The organism is Rhodococcus baikonurensis, from assembly GCF_040489275.1.
GTDB lineage: Bacteria > Actinomycetota > Actinomycetes > Mycobacteriales > Mycobacteriaceae > Rhodococcus_F > Rhodococcus_F baikonurensis.
The window spans coordinates 501307-527987 of sequence record NZ_JBEUOQ010000004.1 but is presented as its reverse complement, the minus strand read 5'-3'; the positions used below and the strand labels follow the sequence as shown (position 1 = coordinate 527987).

Annotated in this window: 24 protein-coding genes and 1 riboswitch; of the genes, 11 read left to right on the top strand and 13 right to left on the bottom strand. The window is 61.5% G+C overall.

Translation table 11 applies throughout. The features are described 5' to 3' along the window. Positions 1–112 precede the first annotated feature (112 nt). From ABWI03_RS13245 to mhuD, 3 genes are all read right to left on the bottom strand, one after another. A complete protein-coding gene (locus ABWI03_RS13245) occupies positions 113–889 on the bottom strand; it encodes a CbtA family protein (RefSeq protein WP_095970854.1) in 777 nt (258 codons plus the stop codon). Further along, on the bottom strand, positions 880–1074 hold the full coding sequence (locus tag ABWI03_RS13240; RefSeq protein ID WP_003945915.1) for a CbtB domain-containing protein: 195 nt from the start codon (positions 1072–1074) through the stop codon (positions 880–882). The genes ABWI03_RS13245 and ABWI03_RS13240 overlap by 10 nt, the downstream gene beginning before the upstream one ends. Positions 1075–1099: 25 nt before the next feature. Next, a riboswitch (cobalamin riboswitch) is annotated at positions 1100–1237 on the bottom strand. Between the two features lie 87 nt (positions 1238–1324). Continuing rightward, positions 1325–1633 carry a mycobilin-forming heme oxygenase MhuD gene (mhuD, locus tag ABWI03_RS13235; protein ID WP_007726927.1) on the bottom strand — a complete coding sequence of 103 codons (309 nt, stop codon included), beginning with the start codon at positions 1631–1633 and terminating at the stop codon, positions 1325–1327. 45 nt (positions 1634–1678) lie between these two features. Between mhuD and ABWI03_RS13230 the strand changes: the two genes are divergently transcribed. After that, complete coding sequence (locus ABWI03_RS13230; protein WP_298773626.1) at positions 1679–2416, top strand: alpha/beta fold hydrolase; 738 nt, start codon at positions 1679–1681, stop codon at positions 2414–2416. On the opposite strand, the gene ABWI03_RS13225 is transcribed toward ABWI03_RS13230, so the two are convergent. Together ABWI03_RS13225 and ABWI03_RS13220 are read right to left on the bottom strand one after the other, a co-directional pair. Next, positions 2401–2826, bottom strand: coding sequence for an HIT family protein (locus tag ABWI03_RS13225; RefSeq protein WP_095970855.1), 426 nt, complete (start codon positions 2824–2826; stop codon positions 2401–2403). The genes ABWI03_RS13230 and ABWI03_RS13225 overlap by 16 nt on opposite strands. Positions 2827–2864: 38 nt before the next feature. Continuing rightward, complete coding sequence (locus ABWI03_RS13220) at positions 2865–5564, bottom strand: helix-turn-helix transcriptional regulator (protein WP_298773629.1); 2700 nt, start codon at positions 5562–5564, stop codon at positions 2865–2867. Positions 5565–5789: 225 nt separating this feature from the next. Between ABWI03_RS13220 and ABWI03_RS13215 the strand changes: the two genes are divergently transcribed. Both ABWI03_RS13215 and ABWI03_RS13210 read left to right on the top strand, forming a co-directional pair. Then, positions 5790–6701: a carboxypeptidase-like regulatory domain-containing protein gene (locus tag ABWI03_RS13215; protein WP_298773631.1), complete on the top strand. Its 912-nt coding sequence runs from the start codon at positions 5790–5792 to the stop codon at positions 6699–6701. Positions 6702–6756: 55 nt separating this feature from the next. Beyond that, positions 6757–7782: a hypothetical protein gene (locus ABWI03_RS13210; protein WP_298773633.1), complete on the top strand. Its 1026-nt coding sequence runs from the start codon at positions 6757–6759 to the stop codon at positions 7780–7782. Here the strand turns inward: ABWI03_RS13210 and ABWI03_RS13205 are convergent. The 3 genes from ABWI03_RS13205 to ABWI03_RS13195 all read right to left on the bottom strand — a co-directional run bounded on the left by ABWI03_RS13205 (position 7779) and on the right by ABWI03_RS13195 (position 11344). After that, the gene (locus ABWI03_RS13205; protein ID WP_124568945.1) at positions 7779–8660 is read right to left on the bottom strand and encodes an HhH-GPD family protein; all 882 of its coding nucleotides are present in this window, start codon (positions 8658–8660) and stop codon (positions 7779–7781) included. The genes ABWI03_RS13210 and ABWI03_RS13205 overlap by 4 nt on opposite strands. A 151-nt stretch (positions 8661–8811) precedes the next feature. Further along, positions 8812–10173, bottom strand: coding sequence for an MFS transporter (locus tag ABWI03_RS13200; RefSeq protein WP_298773635.1), 1362 nt, complete (start codon positions 10171–10173; stop codon positions 8812–8814). 583 nt (positions 10174–10756) lie between these two features. Beyond that, complete coding sequence (locus ABWI03_RS13195; RefSeq protein WP_095970861.1) at positions 10757–11344, bottom strand: TetR/AcrR family transcriptional regulator; 588 nt, start codon at positions 11342–11344, stop codon at positions 10757–10759. Positions 11345–11520: 176 nt separating this feature from the next. On the opposite strand from ABWI03_RS13195, the gene ABWI03_RS13190 reads away from it, so the two are divergent. Further along, complete coding sequence (locus ABWI03_RS13190; RefSeq protein ID WP_435054154.1) at positions 11521–12393, top strand: crotonase/enoyl-CoA hydratase family protein; 873 nt, start codon at positions 11521–11523, stop codon at positions 12391–12393. A gap of 42 nt (positions 12394–12435) precedes the next feature. On the opposite strand, the gene ABWI03_RS13185 is transcribed toward ABWI03_RS13190, so the two are convergent. Next, positions 12436–13440: an AraC family transcriptional regulator gene (locus ABWI03_RS13185; RefSeq protein WP_298773640.1), complete on the bottom strand. Its 1005-nt coding sequence runs from the start codon at positions 13438–13440 to the stop codon at positions 12436–12438. 114 nt (positions 13441–13554) lie between these two features. Here ABWI03_RS13185 and ABWI03_RS13180 point away from each other — a divergent pair, with 114 nt between their 5' ends. The 7 genes from ABWI03_RS13180 (at position 13555) to ABWI03_RS13150 (ending at position 21386) form a co-directional block, all read left to right on the top strand. Further along, on the top strand, positions 13555–15009 hold the full coding sequence (locus ABWI03_RS13180) for an aldehyde dehydrogenase (RefSeq protein ID WP_298773641.1): 1455 nt from the start codon (positions 13555–13557) through the stop codon (positions 15007–15009). Positions 15010–15022: 13 nt separating this feature from the next. After that, a complete protein-coding gene (locus ABWI03_RS13175; protein ID WP_298778801.1) occupies positions 15023–15814 on the top strand; it encodes a maleylpyruvate isomerase N-terminal domain-containing protein in 792 nt (263 codons plus the stop codon). Between the two features lie 37 nt (positions 15815–15851). Beyond that, a complete protein-coding gene (locus ABWI03_RS13170; protein WP_298778804.1) occupies positions 15852–16688 on the top strand; it encodes an SDR family oxidoreductase in 837 nt (278 codons plus the stop codon). A 199-nt stretch (positions 16689–16887) separates the two neighbouring features. Further along, positions 16888–17856 carry an NADPH:quinone oxidoreductase family protein gene (locus ABWI03_RS13165; protein WP_298778807.1) on the top strand — a complete coding sequence of 323 codons (969 nt, stop codon included), beginning with the start codon at positions 16888–16890 and terminating at the stop codon, positions 17854–17856. Positions 17857–17913: 57 nt separating this feature from the next. Continuing rightward, complete coding sequence (locus ABWI03_RS13160; RefSeq protein WP_298778810.1) at positions 17914–19461, top strand: acyl-CoA synthetase; 1548 nt, start codon at positions 17914–17916, stop codon at positions 19459–19461. Then, positions 19458–20552 (top strand): CaiB/BaiF CoA transferase family protein, encoded by a 1095-nt coding sequence (locus ABWI03_RS13155; RefSeq protein ID WP_298778813.1) that lies wholly within the window; start codon positions 19458–19460, stop codon positions 20550–20552. The genes ABWI03_RS13160 and ABWI03_RS13155 overlap by 4 nt, the downstream gene beginning before the upstream one ends. A 57-nt stretch (positions 20553–20609) precedes the next feature. Continuing rightward, positions 20610–21386, top strand: a complete 777-nt coding sequence (locus ABWI03_RS13150) for an enoyl-CoA hydratase (RefSeq protein WP_298778816.1) — start codon at positions 20610–20612, stop codon at positions 21384–21386. A gap of 78 nt (positions 21387–21464) precedes the next feature. Here ABWI03_RS13150 and ABWI03_RS13145 read toward each other — a convergent pair whose 3' ends face one another. From ABWI03_RS13145 to ABWI03_RS13130, 4 genes are all read right to left on the bottom strand, one after another. Then, on the bottom strand, positions 21465–22616 hold the full coding sequence (locus ABWI03_RS13145; protein WP_298778819.1) for an acyl-CoA dehydrogenase family protein: 1152 nt from the start codon (positions 22614–22616) through the stop codon (positions 21465–21467). Positions 22617–22632: 16 nt separating this feature from the next. Beyond that, positions 22633–23616, bottom strand: a complete 984-nt coding sequence (locus ABWI03_RS13140) for an NAD(P)H-dependent flavin oxidoreductase (protein ID WP_095970872.1) — start codon at positions 23614–23616, stop codon at positions 22633–22635. A gap of 32 nt (positions 23617–23648) precedes the next feature. After that, the gene (locus ABWI03_RS13135; RefSeq protein ID WP_298778825.1) at positions 23649–25055 is read right to left on the bottom strand and encodes a 4-hydroxyphenylacetate 3-hydroxylase N-terminal domain-containing protein; all 1407 of its coding nucleotides are present in this window, start codon (positions 25053–25055) and stop codon (positions 23649–23651) included. A gap of 121 nt (positions 25056–25176) precedes the next feature. After that, on the bottom strand, positions 25177–26616 hold the full coding sequence (locus ABWI03_RS13130; protein ID WP_166810831.1) for an aldehyde dehydrogenase: 1440 nt from the start codon (positions 26614–26616) through the stop codon (positions 25177–25179). Positions 26617–26681 lie beyond the last annotated feature (65 nt).

Sequence of the window (26681 nt, the reverse complement as noted above, 5' to 3'; positions counted from 1 at the left end):
ATTTTGCCCGCGGCGTTGTTCGGGGATTTCGTATTCTAATCACATTACATAAAACAAGACGGGTGGCCCCATATTATACCCGGGGGGCTTAAAAAACCGCCCCACAGCAGGTTCAGCGAAGGGCGTACTTCTTCGCCACGTCGGCGTTCTTGGTCGCGCGCTCGGTGAGGAAGGCAAATGCCAATCCGAGTACGAGCCACAGCGTCGCCTGTGTAGCGAGCGAGGAAAGCCGGAACTCCCACAGCAGAGTTGCCGGGAAATCTTCACCCACCTCGTTGATGCCGGGAAGCGAGACGTAACCGATCGCGACGATCACCAGGAACGCGGCCACCGGAGCAGCGATGCGCACACTGAGGAACTCGTGTCCGGAAACTGCCTTTGCTGCCGCTGCCGCTGCGGTGACGGACAGCAGTCCGAGAATCACGGCGGCCAGCCACAGCAGTGTGCGCTGATTGATGGTGTCCGGATCTCCGACGGCAGGCGGATTGGCCGGGTACTTGAAGAACGGCACGGCCTCGATGGCCAGCCAACCGCCGACGGCGATGGTGATCGCCAACAACGGTCCGGACATCCCGGTGAGTCGTCGCGCGTAATTCGCGACGACCGAGAAGATCGCGCCGAGTGCCAGTCCGGCCAGCGCTGTGGCCAGGAACAACCCGGCGCGCTGCCCGTCGCGGCTCACCAGTGGTTCTTCTTCGTCCCCGTGTGAATGCCCAGCGGCTTCGCCGGCAGCCTCACCGGTGGCGCTGTTGGCTTCTTCGATCGCAATGGCAGCATTGACGTGCGGTTCACCCAGCACGAACGCAACTCCGCCGGCAAGGATGCCCGCGATCAAACCAGCCAACAAACCACGAATGAGAAGCTTCGTGAAATTGTCGACTAGTGGCACGGCAGGCCCATCAAGTGGCGACCGTCGTGCATCAGTTCATGCATGTACATACCGGTGCGAGAGATAGCGCCCTGGTCGAATCCGACCAGGTAGAGAGCGAGCATCGCGAACAGCACTACTGCAGCGGCAAGGAAAGCCAGACGAGTCGAGTCGATCGACGTATCGGGAGAATAGGCGAGAGCCATCGAAGCCTCCTGGGATTTTCGCGTCCCCTAGGTCCATGCGATGGCCGAAGTGTCTGGCTGTCGAAATGGTCGTGCCGAAAAGACACTTCACCTCGAATTACAGTGGCGCGACCGCTCCGGGCTTTCACCGGATTCCTGTCGGACCATCGCGTTTACATGCGAACTTTTGCACTACTGCCCGCACCGTGTCAACGCGTGAAGCCGAGTTGAGCAGGGATTGCGCCCGTCGCGGCGAGCGCAATCCACGAAATCAGCTCTTGGCGGCTACGTCCAGGACAACTTCGAATTCCAGCAACGACGCACCCGAAGCGACAGGCTTCGCGCGCTCACCGGAGTGTGCTTCGCGGGCAGGGCCGTCACGCCAATCGGCGAATGCCTGCTCGGACTCCCACTGCGTCACCACGAAGTAGCGGCTCTCACCTGCGGTGGGGCGGAGGAGTTGGAATCCGAGGAAGCCCGGTGAGTTCTCGACTGCATGAGCGCGTGCTGCGAAGCGCTTCTCCAGTTCGGGGCCGGCTCCCTCGGGGACCTCGATTGCATTGATCTTCACGACTGCCATGCAAGCGACATTACCCGCGTACCTTCACCGCGTACCGTGACACTCGTGTTGCATGACGAAGGTGGAACGGGACAACCGATTCTGTTGTTGCACGGCCTCATGGGCAGCTCACGAACGTGGCGTCGCCACGTGCCGTGGATCCGCGAGTTCGGCCACGTCTACACCTTCGACGCCGCCGGTCACGGCAGGCCTGCGCCTGCTGAACTGACCACCGAGGCATTCGTCGAGGACCTGGCGTCTGCTGTTGCTTCCGTCGACGGTCCGATGATCGTGATCGGGCATTCGATGGGGGCGCTGCACGCCTGGTGCTTCGCCGCCGCGCACCCCGACAAGGTCGGTGCCCTCGTCCTCGAAGACATGGCTCCCGATTTTCGCGGACGCACCGCGGCGGATTGGGCTCAGATGATCTCGGCGTGGCCGCAGCCGTTCGCTTCCGAGGACGCGATGAAGGAATTCTTCGGCCCCGTCGCCGGCCAGTACTTTCTCGACTCTTTCGACCGCCGCGACGACGGGTGGTACCTGCACGGCGAGGTGTCGACCTTTCGTGACATCTCGGAGGAGTGGGGTACGCGGCATTTCTGGGATCAGTGGAAGGCGATCGAGGTGCCGGCCTTGCTCATCGAGGGGGAGTTCACCATCACCCCGGAAGGACAGATGCGTGAGATGGCCGAGAGGCCGGAAACCCGGTACGTACGTATTGCCGATGCAGGTCACCTGGTCCACGACGATCAACCGCAGCGTTACCGTGACGTGGTGACGGAGTTCCTTCAGACAGTGAGTTGACTGCGGATCGACGCGCCCACCTGCTCCAGTTCGACGGCTCTTCTGGCCAGAAGTCCGGCAGCGAACTTAGCCTTGTCGCCGCGATGGCGTGGGACGACGTGCAGGTGCGAGTGGAACACGGTTTGGCCCGCGGCGCGACCGTCGTTGACCAGAAAGTTGACTCCGTCAGCGGCGATGTCGCAGCGGCGAAGGGCTCCGGCGATGAGCGTCCCGACGCGGAACATCTCAGCGCCCTCGTTGCTTTCGAGAGCATCGAGGTTTTCTGCATGGCGTTTGGGAACCACCAGAGTGTGTCCCCGACTCACCGGTCGGGCATCGAGGAATGCGAGAGTCGTCTCGCTTTCGTGAACGAGAATTGCCGGCTCGGTCAGTGCGACGATCTTGCAGAAGACGCAGGTATCGGTGCTCATGCCTACAGAATGTAGTCCGAATCAGTTCCGAACCGGGACTACAGCAAGCGCAGCTGACGTGCCTTCGTGATCGCTTCGTTTCGATTGTGCGCGTCGAGCTTCTTGTAGAGGGTGCGTAGTTGAGTCTTGACGGTGTTGACGGACACGTACAGTTTGTCCGCCATCGCGGCCGACCCCATTCCCAGTGCCAGGAGTGAGAGGACCTTCTGTTCGCGTTCGGTGAGCTCGACGATGCGAACGATCTCCGGAAAGGATTCAGCAGGACGCTTTTTCGCGAACTCGGCGAGTGCGGGCGAATTCGTTTTCGCCATCGATTCGAGCTTCTCGACATCAGCCGATGCGATGGTCGCGAACGAACGCAGAAGTCCGGTCTGATCCGCGATACTGCACGCTCTGGACCATTCCTGCGCCGCGAGGCGCGGTTCACCCAACTCGGAGTGTGCAACCGCTTGCACCAGAAGCGATTCCATCTGTGCTCGCGGATACGACTCGCCGGACCAGTCGAACTGGTGACACAGGGCGACCGCGGCTTCGTTCTGGCCGATCCGCTGTCGTAGGCGTGCCACCGACGTGAGGGTCCACGGGTTGGTCGCGGGATCGATGATCTCCTTGGCCAGTGCTGCGGCCTTGTTTCCCTCTCCGAGAGCGAGCAGGAGATCGATCTCGGCGGATTGCAGCAGCGGGAGCGCGAAAGAGGAAGCCGTGTACTGCATGGAATGCGCTTCGATCGCATTGTGGAGCAACAGTAGTGCCGACGTTCGGTCGCCGGAGGTCAAGGCGAATTGGCAGTGCGCATAGATGACGAATGCCCACAGTTCCTCGGTGTCGGAAGGTAGACCGAGTTCGGTCAGTGTCCCGCGTGCGTCGTCGAAGTCGAGTGTGTCGAGGGCCTCGAGCACCCGTGCCGTGAGGCCGGCGATCTTGACCACAGGTTCCAGCCAACCGCCAGGGTCCGGGTGCTTTTGCTCGAGCTCGAACCAGTATGCGGCCTGGCGAGGTTCACCCGCCAGCGCCCAATTCAGTGCGGCACTGCCCGCAGAGTTGCGAGCGATGAAGTCGACTCCGTGAGACAGTGCGCCGTGGTAGGCCATCCGGGCCTTGATCGTGGATTCGGTGAGCCTGCCGCTCAATTGAAAATTGATCGCCCATTGAAGTCGCATGAGAGGGAGTTGCGCGCTGACGGCTTCCGGGTTGTTCTCCAGCGCACTGCGACTGAGGTGAGACAGGCGCCTGGTGGTTTCTGCTGCGAGCCCGTACTCGCCGGCCATCCTGAGCATGATCGATTGAACGCAGGCAATGCTCAAGGCGTCCTTCGCGCCGGCCTCGCTGCCGAGCTCCCACAGTTCGGTCGGCGATTCGGGTAGCAAGTCGACGACCGCCGAGCGCTCGCTCGGATGCATCGTGAATAGAGCGCGCCCCGCCTCCACAGCAGAGTGTTTGTCTGCAGCTTCCATCGGAATCCGTTGGAGGGCAGAGCGAACCGAGTCCAGGTTGTGGACGATCATCGTCACCCAGTGTTGCTCGACGATGTCTACTGCCAGTGTCCAGTTCTTTGCCTCGACAGCGTAGTCCAGTGCTGACGCGTGATGACCGTTGTCGAGTCGATTGTGCGCGAGGAACGAAAGACGTTGCGCTGGATCGATTCCAGCGCGAGTGTGGCGCGCAAGTATCGATCGACGAATTGCGGGCGGCAACTCCCAGGTTTCTTCTGCTTCGGTCTCGACCCGCGACACCAATCCGGATGTCTCGAGTATCGCCAGGCGCGCGCGAATCTGATGAACGGTCTCGGCAGCGTCCGGGCGTTGGGACTCGAACAGCATTGCGGCGATGTCGACGGTGATCGATCGCGCAAAGGCCGTCGCGAGCAGGAACTCGAGTTGCTTCACGTGCTCAGCGGTGGTGAGAACGGAATTGTTCACGTAATCGTCTATCGCCCGCGCGATGTTCTTTTCGATCATCTGCCCGCGGTTGCCGGTGCCGGTGCTGGTGCCGGAGACGCGGACGGCGGGAACGGCGACGCGAACCAGTACGGGCAGTCCACCCGTCAAGGATGTGATTTGTTCGGAATCACCGTCAGTCGGTTGTACGCCGGCCTGTTCCAGCACATGGGCGGTATCGGCTGTCGTGAACAACAGCTCACTCGCACTTATCACCTCGTGGTCGGTGTCGAGCAGGTACGGCTCGGAGAACATGCCGAAGCCCGAGAGCGTGACCACGAGGTCCAGATTGTGGCAGAGGGTGAGGAGTTCGATCAGTTGATCGTCCAACTCTGGTTCCGCTGTCAGATCCGGCCTGATCAGCACGAGCAGCACGGGGCGGCTGAGGGCGTTCAGGGATTTGGCGACAGCGGTGAAAGGATCGGCGAGATCGTCGATGTCGGGCAGTGCGATTCCGGCGGCATGGATTCGATCGAGGACAATGGCCCAGAAATCTTCGAGAGTCGACGAGGGCTGTGGGGCCGAGACCCAGACGAGTATTCGTTCGGATGCCAGATGAGCGCGCAGCCACGATGCGATCAACGACGATTTCCCGTGACCGTTCGGTGCACGGACGATGGTCAGCGCGGCACGCCGGTCAAGTTTCGAGAACAGTGCCTGCCGGGGAATCGACGTCGCGAGAGTGCGCCTTTCGGGAATAGCTGCCCAGTCATGGCCGTCCATCCCGAACATCAGCGCGGACCCTTTCTGCTTTCGCGCCCCGCAGTAATTGAAGAGTTTGGGCGGATTGTCTCGATCCATCTATCTACAGGGAGGAGCGTAGCTGGTGCGAATCCAGAGCGTGCGATCCCGGGCAATTCACCCGGGACTTCACCCTGGGTGAGAGAAGTTCACCCGCACAATCATGCCGTCACCATTGGCTTTCGCGGCCATCGAGCGACTTCTATTGAACGTAGCTCGGGATTCGCCAAATGTGGCCGCGAGTGCCTGTCGGGAGCCCCGAGAGTCAGACATCGAAGGAGCGTCGTGAGAACTCGTCTGTCAGAGGTGTGGTCGAAGGCCGTTGTCGTCGGACTCCGACCGAGGGCGTGGCGGAGAGGAGTGCGAGGTATCGGCGTCGTTGTCGTGACCGGAGCTCTGGTGGTCGGCGCTGCTGCGCTCGGTGTGCTTCCGATGCAGTCGGATGTTCGATTGGCAGCCGAGGGAGAGTTCACGCCTGCCTTCACCGTCGGGTTGACGGCCATCGACGGTGCGCCGCCCTTCGATCCAGCCGACGGCCCGGGCCTCGATTCCGGACCGTCCAACGCGATTGTCCGAGAGGGTGATCCGGTGACGTACGTCGTCGACATCGGTGTCCGGGGCACATCGCTCTCGGACGTGGTCGTACAACTTCAGGTGCCCCGAGGTTTCACTCTGCCGTCCCTGCCGGGCTACTGCGGAGTCGGCTCGGACATCGACGAGGCCGGGTTACTGTGCTTGGTAGGGGATCTGGAAGCGGATCGATTCTTCACACGAACTGCGACGATGATTGCGGGCAAGCGGGAAGATACCGACGGTCTACCGACAGCAGTAGTGGTCACTGCCGATAGTGGTGCGGTTCGCGTGCGGTCGAACGACGTCACTGTGCGCGTGTCGACTGGACCGGGAGTGTGTGATCCACAAGGAAATTCCGTCAACGGACAGACGGTTCAGGAGGATCCGGTAGCTGCGAACGGGCAGATCTCGGGTCTGGTGACGTCCGGCACCACGCAGACAGTGGCGATCATCGGTATCGATCAATGCGGGCACGCGACAGCGCGGACAGTGACACCGTTCGAGGGTCACTTCTCGTTTCTCGGACTGTTACCGGGGACGTATCGCGTCACGGTCGACGGCCGAGCGCCGGTGGACGTGGTGCTGGAACCAGGTGCAATGGCGGTCGATGGCCTGACGTTCTGATACCGCTTCGCAGTGATGGCAGCACCCGTAACGGCAACAGTCTATGGAGGATCCAGTGCGTGAAAGCCTGGGCGTTGTATTCGAAAACGAGTCAATTTCAACAGCTCTCGTAGATGCGGACACACCCCTTCTGGGCTCGATCGACGAGTTCCGTCACCCCTGGGGTGCAGACGGGACCGTTCCCTCTCCGCAAGCGTCGGCACGCGCGCTCGCGTCCGCTGCCGAGGTCGCCACCGGCCGGGCCCTGCGCTCGAATCTGTGTCCCACAGTCGTCGGGGTTGTGTGCGAGCGTGCGGACGTGCGTGACCTCGTTCCGGATTCGTTGTCCTCCAGTTCTTTCGAGAACGTGGAGTTGGTCAACGGTCTCGACGCTCGGCTCGCCTACCTGCGGGCGGTCGACGCTCTGAATGGTGTTTCGCCGATTCTCGTGTTCTGGCCGGACGGCGGTGAGACCGTGATCGCGGCCGTCGACCCGAGTGCCGGTGTCGTGGACTCGGCGCACCGTTACGACACCGCCGAGTTGCTTGCAGACAGCTCGACATTTGCTGCGACATTGGACCTCCTCGTCGCCGAACGAGACCCGGTGCCCAAGATGCTCGTCGCGATGCTCGTGAAGGAAGAGTCTCGGCAGCCGTCCGCCGAAGCCGCTGAACTGGCAGGTCTCGGCTTCCTGTTTCTCGGCGAGCGGACCCAACTCGCGATTGGCGCTGCGCTGGTGGCGGCCGATCGGGGAGCTGACGTTCGGTCCGGTGGCGGCATGGCTGTCCGGCCCGTCAACAGGATCCGGTGGGCGGTGGCAATAGTCCTGCCACTTCTGCTCATGCTGACGGGGTTGCTGATCGCGCTGTCTCCAGACGGGTCGCGCGCGGTGTCCACGGATCGCCCGAACGTCGGCGCGGAGCCGGCGACCTCGACCAGTGGACCTCCGCCCAGCGCCGCCCTACCGATTCCGGCTCTGACCCCTTGCGACCCGGCGGTACCTGCCGTTCCTGCTGCACTTCGGCGTTCTGATCCGGACGTCGCACCGCCTCAGGCCGACGAACCCGCAGCCGAAGAATGCAACCCGATGCGAGTCGGTTAAGCCGTACCCTCTCCGGCAAGCGCAAACAGGCCGTCATCCGTCTGCTCGACCAGTCCGTCGACGAGCAGGGAATGCAGTGCGCGGTCACGCTGACCCGGATCGTTCGGCCAGACGATGTCGAGTTGCGCGCGTTCGACCGGACGGTGACTCTCACGAAGAACGGCCATCAATTTTCCACGTACCTGGCGATCGGTTCCCGCGAACTTCTGCACCTTCTTCGGCGGTCCGGTGTGTGCCGGTTTGCCCGAAGCGACCCAGGCGCAGTTCGGCAACGGGCAGTTTTCGCAGTTCGGCGTCCGCGCAGTGCAGATCAGTGCGCCGAGTTCCATGAGAGCTGCGCTGTAGGTGGCTGCGCGCGCTCGCGTCCGCGGCAGCAGCGCCGCGACATCGGCCAGGTCGCGTGTGTTGGACGGATTGCCTGGTTCGGCGTTGCCATGGACGGCTCGTGCGACAACGCGTCGTACGTTGGTGTCCACCACCGGCACTCGCTGTCCGTAGGCGAAGCACGCCACGGCGCGGGCGGTGTAGGAACCGATCCCCGGCAGCGAGAGCAGGATGTCGACATCTTCGGGCACCACGTCACCGTGCTCGGCAGCCAGGACGCCCGCGCATTCGTGAAGCCGCAGCGCGCGTCGTGGGTAACCGAGTTTGCCCCAAGCGCGAAGCACTTCTGCCTGACTCGACGCCGCCATCGCCGACGGAACCGGCCAGCGCTGCACCCACTCTTCCCAGATGGGCGCGACACGCACCACCGGCGTCTGCTGGAGCATGATCTCGCTCATCAGGATCTGCCAGGCACTGACGCCCTCGCGTCGCCACGGCAGATCACGGGCCGTATCGGAGTACCACTCGAGCAGCACCGAAGATTCCACTGCCACCGCTACCGACACACTCCTCGAACCTGCGCTCCCGGTCGACGAAGGACACGTCGACGTCTTGAGGTCACTTTATCGGCAGTGACCGACAGTCATTTCTCGTGCCCGAAAACCGGGAGGGAGTGGCATCGAGACCACTCACCCCCCGGTTGAATCACGATGCGTACTGAGCGTTCGCAGTCTCCACTCGTGTGCCTACGACTGGCGAGCGTCCGGAGTATCGGCGAACGATCACGTAGAGGCAGATCAATCCGATGGCACCGGCAGCGGCGAGGAAGGAACCGACTTTCCATGCGTTGTCCGGATTGCCGTTGATCAGCATCACCATGATCATCGGCGCGAAACCCCCGATGATTGCGGAGATCTGATAGCCGAGTGAAGCGCCCGAGAATCGAATCTCCGGTGGGAACAGTTCAGCGAAGAGCGTTCCCTGCGTACCGGTTTGGAGGGACATTGCCACCACTCCGACGATAACCGCGACGGCAAACGGCCAGATCGTGTCCGGGCTGGACCCACCGATCATCAGCCACATCGGGATACCCCAGAGCATCATGGCTGCGGTGCCGAGGCCGAAGACGAGTTTGCGACCGTAGAGGTCGGACAGGTATCCCGCCAGCGGAACCAGGGGAATCTGTATTGCGCATGCGATCAGGATGTAGGTGAGGACCGTCGACCGCGGTATCTCCAGGTAGGTGGTCGCAAACTGAACCGACCCGGTGATCATCGTGTAGAAGAAAATCACGCCGATGGCATTGGCGCCCGCTGCAGCGAGGACGGTGCCCGGGTTCTTCTTGAGAACTTCGAGGATGGGGGATTTCCGAACTACCGGCGATTCGGCCAGTTTTTCAGCGAGCGCTTTGAACTCGGGCGTCTCTTCGAGATAGCGGTGGATGAGGAATGCCACAGGAAGCATGATCAAGCTGATCCAGAACGGGATCCTCCATACCCACGAAAGGAACGAATCAGCCGCGAGAGTTGCTGTCAGAACCAGGAACACGATATTGCCCAGCACCACACCGATCGGAACACCGAGTTGGGCGAAGCTACCGAAGAGCCCGCGGCGGTTTGCCGGTGCGTTCTCGGTGGCAAGCAATACGGCTCCGCCCCACTGTGCTCCCACGGCCAAGCCCTGACAGATTCGCAGCGTCACGAGGATGGCCGGGGCAAGCCACACGACATTGGTGTTGGGTACGAAACCGACCAAGGAGGTTGCCACAGCCATCAGAACCACGGCGGCAACGAGCACGGGCTTTCGTCCGTACCGGTCACCGAAATGACCGGCGAGCACTCCACCGATGGGACGGGCGATGAATCCGACTGCGACGGTGGCAAACGAACTCATTGCAGCGACCACCTCGCTGTCGGTGGCGAAGAACGTCGAGTTGAACACGAGCGCAGCGGCAGTCGCGTAGATGAAGAAGTCGTACCACTCCAGGGAAGTGGAGATCGCGGCTGCAAAGGACGCGCGCCGAGATCTGCCCGGGCGCTCCACCGCAGATTCGGTGTTGTTGGTCATCGCGATTCGCTCTCTGTGGGGTCGTTCAGGTGAGTTCGGTCAGGACGTGAGTTGCGGCAAGTTCGGTGTGCAGACGACGCAATATCCAAGTGCGAGTGCGATCTTCGATACGAGAAGTCATATCTCGCCATCGTTGCCCTACGGGAGGCGCTCGGACATTCGGGTGGCGAAGGCGTCCACCTCGAGGCAGTCGGCGAGGTGCGCAGTGTCGCGCGTGGCAATGCGGAGGTGCTCATGTTGCCCGCACTCCTTCGTTCCAATTTGCCAAACGATCGTTCGGCTGCGAGCCATCATTGACCTAACGATCGTTAAATGTCAATAGTCGAGAAAAGTGCACTTTTGCAGCGGATTTCTCCGGATGTGCCGTGCGATCCGGAATCTGTTGCCAAACGATCGTTCGCCTGAGATGATGATTCGTCAGTGATGTAGATCTCAGGAATGGGGATACCGATTCGAGCAGTGGGTGTGCGGACGCACGTCGAGGCGCGCTGGTCTCGCGCATCGACAGCATTTCGTGGCTTCGGCCCTGCGGCATTGCAGCCCTACGTGCTTTCAGCCCTTCTCGGCGAAGGTGTCGCCCAGCTCAGCTTGATTCGACCATCGCGGTCGCCAATGCGCAGTAGCGAGACGCGATATCTTCCGCATTCATCGGTCCGTCGACGCGCCACCACACACAGACCTGCTGTCCCATGTTGATAATGGCGCGCACGGCATCCCGGGGAAATGGCGTGTGGAAAGTACCTTCTTCAATTCCGCGCTCGATGACGTCGCGAAACATGCTTTCCTGCTCGTCACGCAGGGTTACGACCAGACGGTGCCCCGATTCGTCCAAGCTGCGCAATTCGGTCGCTCCTACGAGGGCGTCTTCGCGCCTGGTCGTATGGAACATGACCCAAGCGCGGACGAGTGCTTGCAGTTGGTCTTTCGGATCGCCGCCGGAGCGCAGCAGTGCACTACGGGTCATGCTGTTGGCGTCGTGCAGCGCCCGAATCATGATTTCCTGAAGTATTTCCTGCTTCGATTTGAAATGGTGGTAGATGGACGCGACAGTGAGATCGGCGCCGGCGGAGATGTCTCGCATGGACGTCCCGTGATAGCCGCGCTCGTTCATGTTTCGGACAGCGGAATCGAGTATGAGTTGCCGGACAACGACAGTCTTCGCCCCACTCATTGTTCGGTTCCTTCTCATTTCCTCGGTGCCTGCGTCCTGCCCAGCTTAGAGCCGAACAGTCGCGACACACACCCGATGGAAAGAAACCGCCTTGAACTGCGTATATGGGCAGAACTGGCGATTATCGTTCGCTAATCGCCACCAAGAGAAAAGAGGGACCTGTGGAACACATATCGATGAGTATCGAAGACGGTATCGCCGTGATCACCCTTGATCGACCGGACAAGCTGAACGCATTCACCACCACGATGGAAAACGAGCTCATCGAAGCGTTCGACGCCACCGACGCGAACGACGCTGTGCGTGCGGTGATCCTGACGGGAGCGGGCCGTGCGTTCTGCGCGGGGGCAGATCTGTCCTCGGGAGCAGAGACGTTCTCCGAATGGAGCGCCGAGACGAACGGAAATGACGCGAACGGTGACGATCTACGTCGGGACGGTGTCGATCTACGTCGGGACGGTGGCGGACGCGTTGTCTTGCGAATGTTCGATTCATTGAAGCCGATCATTGCGGCCATCAACGGACCGGCCGTCGGCGTGGGCATCACCATGACTCTTGCGGCCGACTTTCGCTTGGCCGCCGACGACGCCAGGATGGGTTTCGTCTTCAATCGGCGAGGACTCGTGCCCGAGTCGTGTTCGTCGTGGTTGCTGCCGAAACTGGTTCCGCTCCAGCGAGCCCTCGACTGGATCTACTCCGGACGGATCTTCACTGCCGCGGAAGCATTTTCGGCCGGGTTGGTCTACCGACTGCATTCGCGCGAAGATCTTCTCGGGGAGGCGACGGCGCTCGCTCACAGCCTGACCCGTGACACCGCGCCGGTATCGGTTGCCCTGTCGCGTCAGATGGTCTGGCGCATGCTGGGAGTCGAACACCCCATGGTCGCGCATCGCGTCGAGAGCATCGGAATCAATGCTCGCGGTGCTCAGGCTGACGTTCGTGAAGGTATCGCGGCGTTTCTGGAAAAGCGAGAGGCGGTATTCCCCGACCGTTGCAGTGACGCAATGCCGGATCTGTTCTCGTCCCATCTCCCACGCCCCCGGTGGTGAGCCGCTACGACCTTCGAACCGTCGGCGTCGTGGCTCATGCGGTCAACCGCCGCGGCGGGTAAGTTCCCTCCGCTTCTTCAGGGGCGTTGTGGAGAACCAACGCCTACAGCTTCGAGTGAGGGTGCTCGGTTCGGAATAGCCGAGTTGGCGTGACACTTCGGAGAGGGACACGTCTTTGTTCGAGAGAAGACTGCGAGCGAGTTCGCGTCGTGAATCGTCGACGAGCGATTCGAACGCCTTGCCTTCCAACGCCAATCGTCTCTGCAGTGTTCGTGGGTGCAGCATCATCAATGTCGCGACTTGCTTCAGCGTGGCTGCACCCGCAGGCAGGGAACGCACGATTACAGCGGACACCGCGTCGTGGAACGCCACATCCGGATCTCGACCTGCCATGAAACGCACGGCTAAGTCGTAGGCCATCGGATCCACCCGGGGCAGGTGGCGATGCATGACTCCGCGCGGAAAGGTCAACAGGTTCCGATCCGAGCTGAACTCGACAGAACAACCGAAAAACTCTACGTACCTGCGCAGCTCGGAGATGCGTGGATGTTGAAACGAGATGTGCGTCGGATGGAAGTCCGGGCCCGCCATCATCCGGAACGTCTGAAGTGTCACGCCCATCGCCAGTTCCACGACGTGGGACCGATACGGAAGTCGATGCAGCACGGTATCGATCCCGTAGGACACCTCGGTGTCGCCGACTGTCAGATCTACCGCCAACGCCGGGCTGTACACGTGCGCGTATCGGGCGACGTCGTGCAATGCATCTCCGATTGTCTCGGCACTGCGGGCCGCGATGGCGACCGGACCGAGAATGTCCGGGTCCTGTTTACCGGCGAGTCTGAGTGCGAAGTCCGGCGCCTCCAACTCATCCGCACAGAGTCCGAGCAGTGTGGACAAGGCACTGAACGGCAAGAAGTGGTCGTACGCGCCGATGACGGTCGGATCGACGCCCACACGGTCGAGGAATTCGTACGGATCTCCGCCGAGTTCGGAGATCAACTCGGGCAGTCGTGTCAGCGACGAGGCGCTGATCAGATCGGCCATGTGTCGAAATGTAAATAAATTGGCGCATCATGTCAATTTTCTCGTCGGTTGGGCAGTGATGATCAACACAGGTTGGCTGGTTCAACGTCGAGCGCCATCCCTGGAGGAGCCACAATGACAACACTCACCGACCGCACTGCACTGTTCATCGACGGACTGTGGAGAGCGCCGGACACTTCCGAAATCATCCGAGTCGTATCACCTTTCACGGAGCAACAGATAGGCTCGTTCCCCGCATCCGTATCGACGGACGTCGACGCAGCTGTATCAGCGGCTCGAAAAGCATTGCGACGGAACGACTGGTCCGATCTTTCCCCTGTCGAACGTGCGCGTGTCATCCGCAGGTTCGCCGACGAACTCGAGAAACGATCCGAGGACCGCGCGGCGACGGTCACTCACCAGAACGGCATGCCCATCGAGCTCGCCCGTTTCGCCGAGGGGGCAGCGCCCGTCCAGCTTTTGCGCTATTACGCAGGCCTCGCCGAGTCGATGCCTACCGAAGAACGACGGGCCAGCCAACCGATGCCAGGCACGACAATCGTGCGACGCGAGCCGATCGGTGTCGTTGCTGCCATCGCGCCCTGGAACTTCCCGGCTGTGCTTTCGATGTTCAAGATCGCCCCGGCTCTTGCTGCGGGATGCGCCGTCGTTCTGAAACCCTCTCCCGAAACCACCTTGGACTCCTACATATTGGCCGAGGCCGCCATTGCGGCAGAACTCCCCGAGGGTGTCATCAACATCGTGACTGGCGGACCGGAGATCGGTCAGTATCTCGTGTCGCATCCCGGGATCGACAAGGTCGCGTTCACGGGATCCACTGCGGCCGGTCGACACATCGGCACGGTGTGCGGCGGAATGCTTCGCCCCGTTACCTTGGAATTGGGTGGCAAGTCGGCGGCCCTGGTCCTCGACGACGCGGATGTCGAGGAGACGGTAACCGGTCTGGCAACTGCATCCCTGCTCAACAGTGGACAGACGTGCTATATGTCGACTCGAATCTTGGTTCCCCGCAGCCGTAGTCGGACGTACGTCGACGCCATCACCGCGATGGCGGAGGGTCTGCAGGTCGGCGATCCGATGGAACCGTCGACGTTCGTCGGCCCGTTGGTGAGCGCGAGGCAACAGGACCGTGTGCTGTCCTTGATCGACCAGGGACGCTCGGAAGGCGGAACTGTCACCACGGGTGGCGGACGCCCCGCCGACCTCGACACCGGATTCTTCGTGCAGCCCACGGTGTTCGCCGATGTCGACAACGGCAGCACCATCGCACGGCAGGAAGTATTCGGGCCGGTGCTGTCAGTCATTTCATACGACGACGTCGATGAGGCTGTCGCGCTTGCCAACAACTCCGAGTACGGCCTCGGTGGGACTGTATGGACCTCCGACGAGGAACGCGGTATCGCAATTGCTCGACGCGTCGAGACAGGCTCGTTCGGTGTCAACACCTTCAACCTCGACTGGGGTTCACCGTTCGGTGGCGTCAAAGCCAGCGGCTTGGGTCGTGAACTCGGTCCCGAAGGGCTTGCGGCGTACCAGCAACTCAAATCCATTTTCCTCGCATCCTCGTAAGAATCGAGCCACCATGTCCGACGCAGGACTCGCCGGCGCTCGTGCGCTGGCAGAAAATACCGTGAAGATAGCCGAGCAATTCGGGACTACCGAGTGGGAAGCGGACACTGCGTGCCACGGTTGGCGCGTCCACGACCTCATCGGTCACATGGCGTTCTTCTTCAACTTCATCGCCGACCCGGATCTGGTGTTCCCGTCGAACCCCAGTGGAAAGTCCGAGCGGCTCAACGACGCTGCCGTCCGCGAGCGTGCCGATCTACCGCACGAGCAGATCCTGGACTACTACCGGGAGCAATCCGAAGCGGGGCTCGCGACGTTGGCCGCGCTGCAGACAGAGGAGCTTCGCAACAACACACTCGAGATGCTCGACCTCGGGACTTATCGCCTGCATCAGCTCAGTGACGCGGTGTCGTTCGACCATCTCGTCCATTTGACGTCGGATCTTCTGGCGCCGTTCGGACCGATTCCTCACGGTGAGATCGACGTGGCGGCCGCAGTCGATCCGGCGATCGACTGGATGGTTGCTGGGCTCCCGCAGATGTGCGGCGAAGCTGTCGCCACCGCGTTGACATCGCCTGTGGCACTGCGCCTCAACGGCGCCACCGAGCGCACTTTCGTCATCTCCCATGGCGATGGGGGAGTGACCGTCACCGAATCTGACGACGTGCCGGAGAACGTCGCGACCACCCAAGCCGCCGAATTTCTGCGGTGGGGGACCACCCGATCTGCATGGCGGTCTGCCGTCGAGGTTTCCGGCGACCGCAAGACCGTCGCCGCAGTCCTCGATGCCATCGACATCGTCTGACCCACGAACCCGAAATCCAGAACAAGAGGAAACAGTTATGTCTCAGTACTTGCAGGACAAGGTCATTCTCATCACCGGTGCAGGGGGTGGGTTCGGTCAACTCATCGCCGAGAAGGTGGCTGCGCAGGGCGCGAAAGTCGTCGGCGTGGACATCAACGAGGCGGGCCTGAAGACTGTGTTCGGCGGTATCGCGGCCGCGGGATTCACCGGCACCTACAAGGTTGCCGACGTCACCGACATGGATCAGGTCATCGCCGCGGCGCAGCACGGCATTTCGGAGTACGGAGCGCTCGACGTACTCGTCAACAATGCGGGCGTCATGCCTCTCGCATATTTCGCCGATCACGAACGAGCGTGGCAGAAGTGGCACAAGGCAATCGACATCAATATCAAGGGCGTCGTCAACGGAATCTCTGCGGTATACGACCAGATGATCGAGCAGGGTCGCGGTCAAGTCGTCAACATCTCGTCGATCTTCGGAAACGCCGGCGTCGACGGTTCCGGCGTCTACAGCGCAACCAAGGCTGCAGTCACCACGATCTCGGATTCACTGCGAATCGAAGCCAAGGGCAAGATCAAGGTGACGACTGTCAAGCCCACGGGTGTGACAGGAACGAACTTGGCGAGCTGGATCGTCAACGAGAACGCGATCCTCGGTCTCACCGGTCAACGTGCGGGTACCTACATGGAGAACGTCGGGCACCTGGCCGACGGCACCCTCAGCCCCGGGCAGAAGAATGTCGACTCCATCGAATACTGGCTGATCAAGCCCGACGACCTGGCCGACGCTGTCGTTCACATCATCGATCAACCGTGGGGTATCAGCATCAGTGACATAACCGTCCGCGCCAGCGGCGAGGATTACCTGTACTGACTACCTGATCGAAAGCCGCGCTCTGCCGGTGTGGCTGCGCAAACCTCGCAGAAGACTGCAGTCCGGGACGTTCCGTGGTCGAGCGCCATTGCCATGGCATTGCCTGCCGTCGTAGAGTCTTACTTAACGATCGTTAAGCTGTTGCTGTGGAGGGCTCCGTTTGCCGAGGAAGTCGCCGGAATCAGTCCGAGGAGTTTGAATGAGAGCAGTCCACTTGGTGGAGGCGACGGGGCCCGAAGGTTTGTCGTTGGTCGATGTCGACGAACCTGTCGATCCCGCACGGGTGGTAGTTGATTTGCACACCGCCGGCGTGAGTTTCCCTGATCTTCTCCAGACCACGGGCGGCTACCAAATGGTGCGCGAACTACCGTGCGTACCAGGGATTGAAGGTGCCGGTACCGTTCGGAGCGCGCCGCCAGGGTCAGGCTTCGTGCCCGGGCGGCGCGTGGCCGTGCTGACGACCGGGGAAGGCTCGTGGCAGCAGACCGTTGCGGTCGAGCCGTCCAATGTCTTCGCTCTGCCTGATGTGGTCTCGCTCTCGGCCGGTTCGGGATTTCTCCTGAACTATCTGACCGCGCACTTCGCCCTCGACGAACGTGCGCGATACCGTGCCGGCGAGACCGTCCTGATTCACGGCGCGGCCGGTGGGTTGGGTACTGCCGCGTTGCATGTCGCGTCTGCGCTCGGTCTGGAGACGGTCGCTGTCGTGAGTACGGGCGAGAAGGAGAAGATCGCCGCGGAGTCCGGGGCAACGCACGTCGTGTCGGTCGACGGGTGGAAGGAACGCGTCCAACGGATTACGAATGGGCGCGGTGTCGACATCATTCTCGATCCGGTCGGTGGTGACCGCTTCACGGACAGCTTGCGCAGCCTTGCGCCGAACGGTCGCCTGGTCGTTTTGGGATTCACCGGCGGTGATATTCCCACGGTCAAGGTGAATCGACTTCTCCTGAAGAATATTTCGGTGACGGGTGCAGGATGGGGTGAATATCTGAAAACCGATCCCCGGTATCTACAGCGTCAATGGCAGGAGCTCTATCCCCTGCTCGGGTCGGGAGCTCTGAGGGTGCCCGAGCCCACCCTCTACCCCTTGGCGCGTGCTGCCGATGCACTGACGTCGTTGAGCGAGCGCACGGCGGTAGGAAAAGTCGCGCTTTCTCTCGAATGATCTCCGCACGAACAACTTTGTGAACAAGACCTCAGCGAACGAACCTTGGAGTAAACCATGTATCCCGGAGCGTATGTTGCGACAAACCCGGACAAGGCCGCAGTGATCGTTGCCGAGACCGGTGAAGCGGTGACGTTCGCGCAACTGGAATCGAATTCGATTCGGATTGCGCGAGTTCTCCACGGACTCGGGTTGCGGCGGGGCGACAACCTGGCCGTACTCGCCACCAATAACGTTCAGGTCTTCGACATCTACTGGGCGGCTATGCGCTCCGGTGTCTACCTGACGATGGTGAACTGGCACCTGACCGCTCCGGAAGGTGCATATGTCGTCGAGGACTGTGAGGCAAAGGTAGTCATCGTCGATGCTGCTCTGAGCGAACTGGCCGCGACATTGTCCGAACTCGTTCCCCGGCAGGTGACCAGGCTTTCCTTCGGCGGCCAACTCGACGGATACGACTCCCTCGACCGGGCGGCTGACATGGAGTCGGACGTCCCGCTCCCGGATCAGCCGCGCGGCGCCGACATGTTGTACTCGTCAGGAACCACCGGCCGTCCCAAGGGCATCAAGCCGGCTCTACCGAATCGTCAGATACAGGATCCCGGCGATCAGATGACGGCGATGAACCAAAGTGTTTGGGGTGTCACCGAAGACGACATCTATCTGTCCCCGGCGCCCCTCTATCACGCCGCTCCGCTCCGGACGTGCGCGTCGGTCCAGGCGCTGGGCGGAACCGTTGTGGTGATGAATCGGTTCGATCCGGAGAAGGCTCTGGAATACATCGAGCGTTATCGCATCACGTACAGCCAGTGGGTGCCGACAATGTTCGTGCGCCTGCTCAAACTGCCACAAGAAACGCGCGACCGTTACGACATGTCGTCTCTGCGACTCGCCGTCCACGCGGCCGCACCGTGTCCCGTCGATGTGAAGCGAAAGATGATCGATTGGTGGGGGCCGATTCTGGACGAGTACTACTCCTCGACGGAACTCAACGGCATGACCATCGTTCACTCGGACGAGTGGCTGCGAAAGCCGGGCACGGTGGGGCGGGCCGCCCTGGGAGTGCTCCACATATGCGGGGAGAACGGCGAAGATCTGCCCCCCGGCGAGGTGGGTACGCTGTACTTCGAACGTGACGAGTTGCCATTCAATTACCACAATGCGCCCGAAAAGACCCAGGAGGCACAGCATCCCGCCCACCCGACCTGGACGACTACGGGTGATGTCGGCTTCGTGGACGAGGAGGGTTACCTATTTCTGACCGACCGTAAGTCCTTCATGATCATCTCGGGCGGTGTGAACATTTATCCGCAGGAGATCGAGAACGTGCTGATCGAGCATTCCTCGGTATTGGACGCGGCGGTGATCGGGTTGCCCGACGACGAGATGGGGGAGATAGTGATGGCTGTCGTCCAGCCAGTCCCCGAAGCCGAAGCCGGCGATGCGCTTCGCGACGAACTGCTTTCTCATTTGCGCGCGCAGATCGCCAAGTACAAGCTGCCGAGGCGACTCGTGTTCAGTACGGATCTACCTCGAACTCCGACCGGGAAATTGGTCAAAGGAAAACTGCGCGATCGCTATTCAGGCAAGGTTTCCATCGGATGAGCGGCCCGTTGCACGGTGTTCGAGTGCTGGAACTCGCGGGGTTGGGTCCGGGGCCGCACGCTGCGATGATGCTTGCAGATCTCGGAGCGGACGTTGTTCGAGTCGAGCGTCCGTCCGGTGGACTCGAGATCTCGCCACGAGAGCAGGACCAACTTTTGCGTGGGAGACGGTCGGTGGAAGCCGACCTCAAGACCGAGTCAGGCCGAGAGTTGGTGAGGGCCCTCGTCTCGAAAGCCGATGTGTTCCTGGAAGGTTTTCGGCCCGGCGTGACCGAGCGGTTGGGTTTCGGCCCCGACGTGTGCACCGAACTCAACAGCCGGCTGATCTACGCACGTATGACGGGATGGGGTCAAGACGGCCCACTCGCGCAGCGGGCGGGACACGACATCACTTACCTGGCGCTGACCGGAGTCCTGCACGCTATCGGTCCGGCCGAGAAACCCACGGTTCCGCTGAACCTCGTCGGAGACTTCGGCGGTGGCTCCATGTTCTTGATCCTCGGAATCGTCTCTGCGTTGTACGAGCGAGAGCGTTCGGGCACAGGACAAGTGGTCGATGCCGCAATTGTCGACGGAACTTCGGTGTTGGCGCAGATGATGTGGTCGTTGCGAGGGAGCGGACAGTGGAGTGACTCACGTGCAACCAACCTCCTGGACGGTTCTACGCCGTTCTACGACACATACGAATGTTCGGACGGCAAGTTCGTAGCAGTCGGTGCCCTCGAACCGCAGTTCTACGCGGCGCTCCTCCAAGGCATGGATATCGCGCCGGAATCGTTGCCCGATCAGATGGATCGAAGTGGCTGGCCCACAATCCGAGAACGGTTCACAGAGGCGTTCTCGTCGCGCACGCGAGACGCCTGGGCAGCGCTGTTCGAATCGACGGACGCTTGTGTTGCTCCTGTCCTGAGCCCCGCCGAAGCCGCGCTGCACCCGCATCTTGCCCAGCGGGGAACTCTTGTCGAAGCCGACGGAATAGTGCAGGCGGCACCCGCGCCGCGGTTCTCCCGTTCCAGGACTGTGCAGCCGTCAGGTGCCCGGCCACCCGGGGTCGATACCACCGCCGTGACGAAGGAGTGGCTGGGCGACTGAGTGGCAGATCAACTTTTGTAGCACAACTCGATCGAGTCTGACTGACAAGGAATTTCAATGACCGAAACGCGACCGGATGTCTACGCGAGCCGACACGGCGGAGTGCTCCGCATAGTCGTCAACAGGCCAGCGCGAATGAACGCGTTGACTACCGAAACCCTGGAGAGTCTTGCCACGATCTTCGTCGAGCACGCACAATCCTCGGATGTGCGGGTGGCGGTTCTCGAAGGAGAGGGCAAGGCCTTTTGCACGGGCGCGGACCTCGCGGACGTGACGTTGTCCGGTCCGCCGTCGGCGGACACGATCGATGCCGCCAATGCCTTGGTGCAGACCATTCGAGAGTTTCCGTTTCCGGTGGTCGCTGCGGTACGAGGCCCTGCGGCAGGTGTGGGTGTTTCGCTGGCTTTGGCGTGCGACCTCGTGCTCGCAGCGGAGTCGAGTTACTTTCTGCTCGCGTTCACAAAGGTGGGATTGATGCCGGACGGTGGAGCCACCGCACTGGTGGCAGCGTCGATCGGTCGCGCGCGCGCCATGCGCATGGCACTGCTGGCCGAAAGATTATCCGCTCGAGATGCTTTCGACTGCGGCCTGGTCTCACACGTGTGCGAGGACGACGCTTTCGCGGTGGAGTTGGCAGACCTGACGCACCGATTGGTCGCCGGGTCGTCCCCTGCATTTCGGTTTACCAAGAAGGCGATCAACGACGCTACGCTCACCGAACTCGGTGATGCGTTCACACGCGAGCGCTCAGGCCAGATCGACCTGTTGGGCAGTGGTGATTTCGCCGAAGGTGTTGCGGCGTTTCAGGAAAAGCGCGCAGCAGTCTTCGGATAGACGAAGCGAGAACGGTGCTTACAATGACCGTGGTCCCGAACACAGGATGTTCGGGACCACGGTCGTTCTCGGTGCTGATCAACTCTTCGCGATGTCGCGGCCGATTATCTCCTTCATGATTTCGGTGGTTCCGCCGTAGATGGTCTGGATTCGGCTGTCTACGTAGGCCCGGGCGATCGGATACTCCATCATGTAGCCGTATCCGCCGTGTAGTTGTACGCAACGATCCACGACGCGCTTCTGAAGTTCGCTGGCCCACCACTTCGCCTGTGCCGCTTCGACTGCTGACAGCTGGTCGTCGTTGATGGCCAGGACTGCGTTGTCGACGTATGCCTGTGTCACGTCGATCTCGGTCAGCATCTCGGCGAGGGCGAATCGAGTGTTCTGGAAGTCGCCGATCGGCTTTCCGAAGGCGGTGCGGTCGAACGCGTAGCCTTTGGTCCATTCGTAGGCCGCACGCGCGCAACTGATTGCGCTCACTGCGATCGACAGGCGCTCACGGGGAAGGCGCTCCATGAGATGAATGAGGCCTCCACCCTCCTCGCCCAGGAGGTTGCCTGCCGGGACTCTCACATTGTCGAACGACAACTCGGCTGTGTCCTGACCCGCGAGCCCCACCTTGTGGAGTTTGCGACCGCGGGTGAATCCGTCCATCCCACGTTCGACCACGAGGAGGCTGAATCCCCGCGACCCGGCTTCGGGATCGGTGCGCGCTGCAACGATGACGATGTCGGCGTGAATACCGCTGGTGATGAAGGTCTTCTGTCCGTTCAAGATCCAGTCGTCGCCATCTCGAACAGCCGAGGTCTTGATGCCTTGCAGATCGCTGCCGGTACCCGGCTCGGTCATCGCGATGGCGCAGATGAGTTCGCCGGCAGCCATACCCGGTAGCCAACGTGCCTTCTGCTCGTCTGTGCCGAGGTCGGCGATGTACGGAATGACGATGTCGTCCTGAAGTCCGAGTCCGGCGCCGAACGAGGTGGTACCGGTACGGGCGATCTCTTCGGCGACCACATACCGGTACCGGTAGTCGAGTTCACCCGAGCCTCCGTATTGTTCGGGGACGGCCAGACCGACGATACCCATCTTGCCGGCGGCGAGCCACGCCGATCGGTCGACGAGCCTGGCTTCCTCCCAGCTGTCGTAGTGAGGCGTGATCTCGCGGGCAATGAACTCGCGCACGGTCTCTCGGTAGGCATCGTGGTCGGCTGTGAACAGTGTTCGACGCATGGGGTGGTCTCCTGTCCTAGACGGAAACGCGTTCGGTCATCGAACGCAAGCGTGCCCCGATGATGTCCTCTGCTTCGGACACCATGCGCTGGACCAACTCGTCTACGGTGGGGATGTCGTGGATCAGTCCCTGTGATGTGCCGACCGTCCAGATGCCGGCGTCGGGATCACCGGTTTCGTAGACGGTTCGCCCACGCGCTCCTGCTACCAGGTCGCGCACATCCTCGAATTGTCCGCCGCGGGAGAGTATGTCGACTACCTCTCGGCTGACGGTGTTGCTTGCCACGCGTGCAGTGTTGCGGAGTGGTCGGAAGATCAGTTCGGTCTGTGTTTCGTCTGCGGCGACTATCGCTTCTTTGATGTTCTGGTGGATCGGAGACTCGGTGGTGCACATGAATCGTGTACCCATGTTGATGCCGTCTGCTCCGAGTGCCAGCGCGGCGACCAGACCGCGTGCATCGGCGAAGCCGCCGGAAGCGATCATGGGTATCGAAATCTTCTCTGCGGCAGCTGGAATCAAGACCAAGCCTGCGACATCGTCCTCCCCTGGATGGCCGGCGCACTCGAATCCGTCGATACTGATTCCGTCGACACCGAGATCCTGTGCCTTCACCGCATGCCTGACTGTTGTGCACTTGTGGAGCACTTTGATGCCGGCGTCATGGAAGATCGGCAGGTGAGGTGCGGGATTGGAACCTGCGGTCTCGACGATCTTCACGCCTGAGTCGACGATCACCTGGCGGTACTCGTCGTACGGCGGTGGCGTGATCGACGGCAGAATTGTGAGGTTGACGCCGAACGGTTGGTCGGTCAGGTCGCGGCATCGGGCGATTTCGTTCGCCAGGTCGGCCGGCGTCGGCTGCGTGAGTGCGGTGATGAATCCCAAGGCGCCGGCATTGGCAACGGCTGCGACGAGTTCTGCTCTGCCGACCCACTGCATTCCACCTTGGACGATGGGGTGGCGAACGCCGAACGTTTCCGTGAATGCTGTCGAGATCATGAAAATCCTTGTTGTTCTCTCGGGACGAATGGTCAGAGGTGGGCGATTCCGGCGAGGTCGCTGACGTATTCGCGTGCCCTCGTCGGATCGAAGGAGCGTGAGATCTGCAGTTTCTCGGCCTCGAGCGATCCTTCTGCGTGCGTAGCCAGGACTGACTGGTATCCGCCGTAGTCGCGGGCGGTCAAATCCGCAATGAAGTTCAACAGACGGAGACGCTTTTCGGCAGGAACTGCTGCAGCGTAGTATTTTTCGAGAACTGCACGAATTTCGGGATTGTCCCAGTCTTCACCGCCGGGGCCGGTGGCGAGGAGGCCACCTGAGAGATCGGTGAGGATGGCGACCGCGTTGTGGAATCCATGTGCGAAGTGGTATTTGGCCATGTTGACGGCAAGCGGATCTGGTTGCCGGACACCGTGTGCTCCTGGCTTCGATCGAACGGCGGCGAGTTGAGCCAGTCCACGGACGGTCTCGCTCCAGGTGATCAGTTCGGTGATCTTGCCCTTTACATGGCCTGCCTTGCTGATGCCGTTGGCCTCGGCGATCAGTGAAGCTGCTCCGACCATGATGTCGAGTAGGGGCAACTTGTAGTTGATGGCGGTGAAGCGGTGGTAATCGACAAACGCCAGCGCGAGTGGCCCGGCAAGTTCGGGTTGACGGTTGAGGAAGACTCGATTCTTCGGTACTCGGACATCGTTGAAGACGGTGAGCGATTCGAGGAGTTTGTGTTTCGTGGAGATCGGAAATTCGAAGGAGTTGCGTTCTCCGGCAGCGTAGGGAGAGACGTACAGTTCGAGACCTGGTGTGTCGATCGGGATGGCGAAGGACACTGCGTAATCGGCGTCTTCGGGGCCCATCGCGCGGGTGGGCAGCACGATCAACTCGTCGGCGTTGGCGGAGAACGAAGTGTGGCACTTCGCGCCGCGCACGGTGATGGAGTCGGCGTCCTCGTCGACGATGTGCAGGTAGAGGTCTGGGTCTGCCTGTTGGCGCGGTCCAAGTGACCGGTCACCCTTGACGTCGGTTTGCGCGACGGCGAGTGCGAGATCGCCGTCGCAGACCCGCTCGTAGAAAGCGCGCGCATTCTCGAGACCTTCACCCGTGGTTGCACGCAGAAGGGCGAACAACGCATCGCTACCCACCTCTTTGAGGACGATGGTTCCGCCGCCGCGCCGCGATACTTCCTCGATCAGGGCGCCGCGTCGAATCAGATCGTCCGCAGATGTCGGCGCCACGTAGAACGCGCTGACTGGGTCACCGTCGACATCGGTGACCGCGAGGTCGGGTCGATCGTCGGCGATGTCGTAGCACAATGCCGAATGATCGACTGCGAGAGTCAGTTCGGGTTCGGCGTAGACATCGGAAATCTTCTTGCCTCGGTAGAAGACTCGACGATCGTCGCTGAGCCCTTTTCGATACTGGTCACTGGATCGCACGGCCACTGGATACTTCCTTGATCTTCTGTCGCGGTTACTGCATTGAACCTAGCTTAACGATCGTTAAGTAAGTGTGCAATCGTCGTGTGCTCGACGATTTCCGGGCACTCATGGCGCAGGTGGCGAATCAGGCCGTGGTGAAGATCGATTTGGTCTGGAAGTATGCGGCCAGGCCTTCCGGTCCGAGCTCGCGACCGATCCCGCTCGCCTTGGTGCCTCCGAACGGTGCTCCGAAATCGAGTGTGTAGCCGTTGATCCCGAACGAACCGGTATCGACTGAGCGGGCTATTTCCAACCCGCGATCGAAGTCGGCAGTCCACACGGTTCCACCGAGGCCGTACTCGGAATCGTTGGCGATTGCGATGGCCTGTGCCTCGTCGGTGTATGGAATGACAGAGAGGACGGGGCCGAAGATCTCTTCGGTTGCAATCGTGTGGTTCGCGGAGACGTTACCGAAAACGGTTGGCTCCAGGAACCATCCGCGCTCGAGTGCGCGCGGTCGTGATCCGCCGGTCGTGATCCGTGCGCCTTCCGCAGTGCCCGTGGCGATGAAGGACTCGACACGTTCGCGCTGCCCGGCGCTCACGAGAGGGCCGATGAAGGTGGTGGGGTCCAACGAGTCGCCCACCGGTAGCGACTCGACCATTGCGGTGACGGCATCGAGCACCTCCTCGTAGCGTCCTTCGGGTGCGAGAATTCTTGTCGAGGCGTAGCAGGTCTGGCCGGTGTTGATCAACGATGCCGTCGCCAAACCTGCCATCGTCGCGTCGAGGTCCGCATCGTCGAGAATGACTGCGGCGGACTTGCCGCCGAGCTCGAGCGAGACCGGTCGCAGTAGTTGTCCGCAGGTTGCTCCGATGTGTCGCCCTGCAGGTGTGGAGCCGGTGAAGGCGACCTTGTGCACGCCCGGATGAGCGACGAGGTACTTGCCGATGTCGGGTCCTCCGGTGACGATGTTGAGAACACCGGCAGGAAGGTCGGCCTCCATTGCGGCCTCGGCCAGGACGAACGCGTCGAGCACGGTCTCGGGCGACGGCTTCAGTACAACGGTGCATCCTGATGCGAGCGCGGGGGCGATTTTCATCATTGCGAGAAGCGAAGGGAAGTTCCACGGTGCAATCGCGGCGACAACACCGATCGGCTCTTTCCGAACAATGGTGGTTCCCGTTCCGGCCAGCGCGTTACGGTGTTCTTCGAGCTCGGTCGTGCGGGCAAGCGCGGCGTAATAGCTCAAAAGCCCCGAAGGTCCTTGTCCTTCGGCAACAGTGGAGATCGAGATCGGCATTCCGTTCTGCTGGCTGACCAATCGAGCTGTGAGATCCGCGCGACGCCCCAGGGCTGCGGCAAATCGATCCAAGGCGTCGGCTCGGTCGGCAGGCGCGAGTCGCGACCACGTCCGGAAGGCTCGGCCCGCCGCCGCGACGGCAGTATCGACGTCGTTGGGTGCGCTGTCCGGCACACTGCCGATCTTCTCCTCTGTGCTGGCCGAGTGCACCGAGATGGCGTCCGGCGTCGTCGGTGATTGCCAGGTTCCGTCGATGTAAAGGGCGGAGTGAGTCAGAGTCATGGAGGCTCCTTGCGGCCGAAGGGTGGGCGGGGATCGGGGTGGTCACGGGACGTAGGCGGACCGCC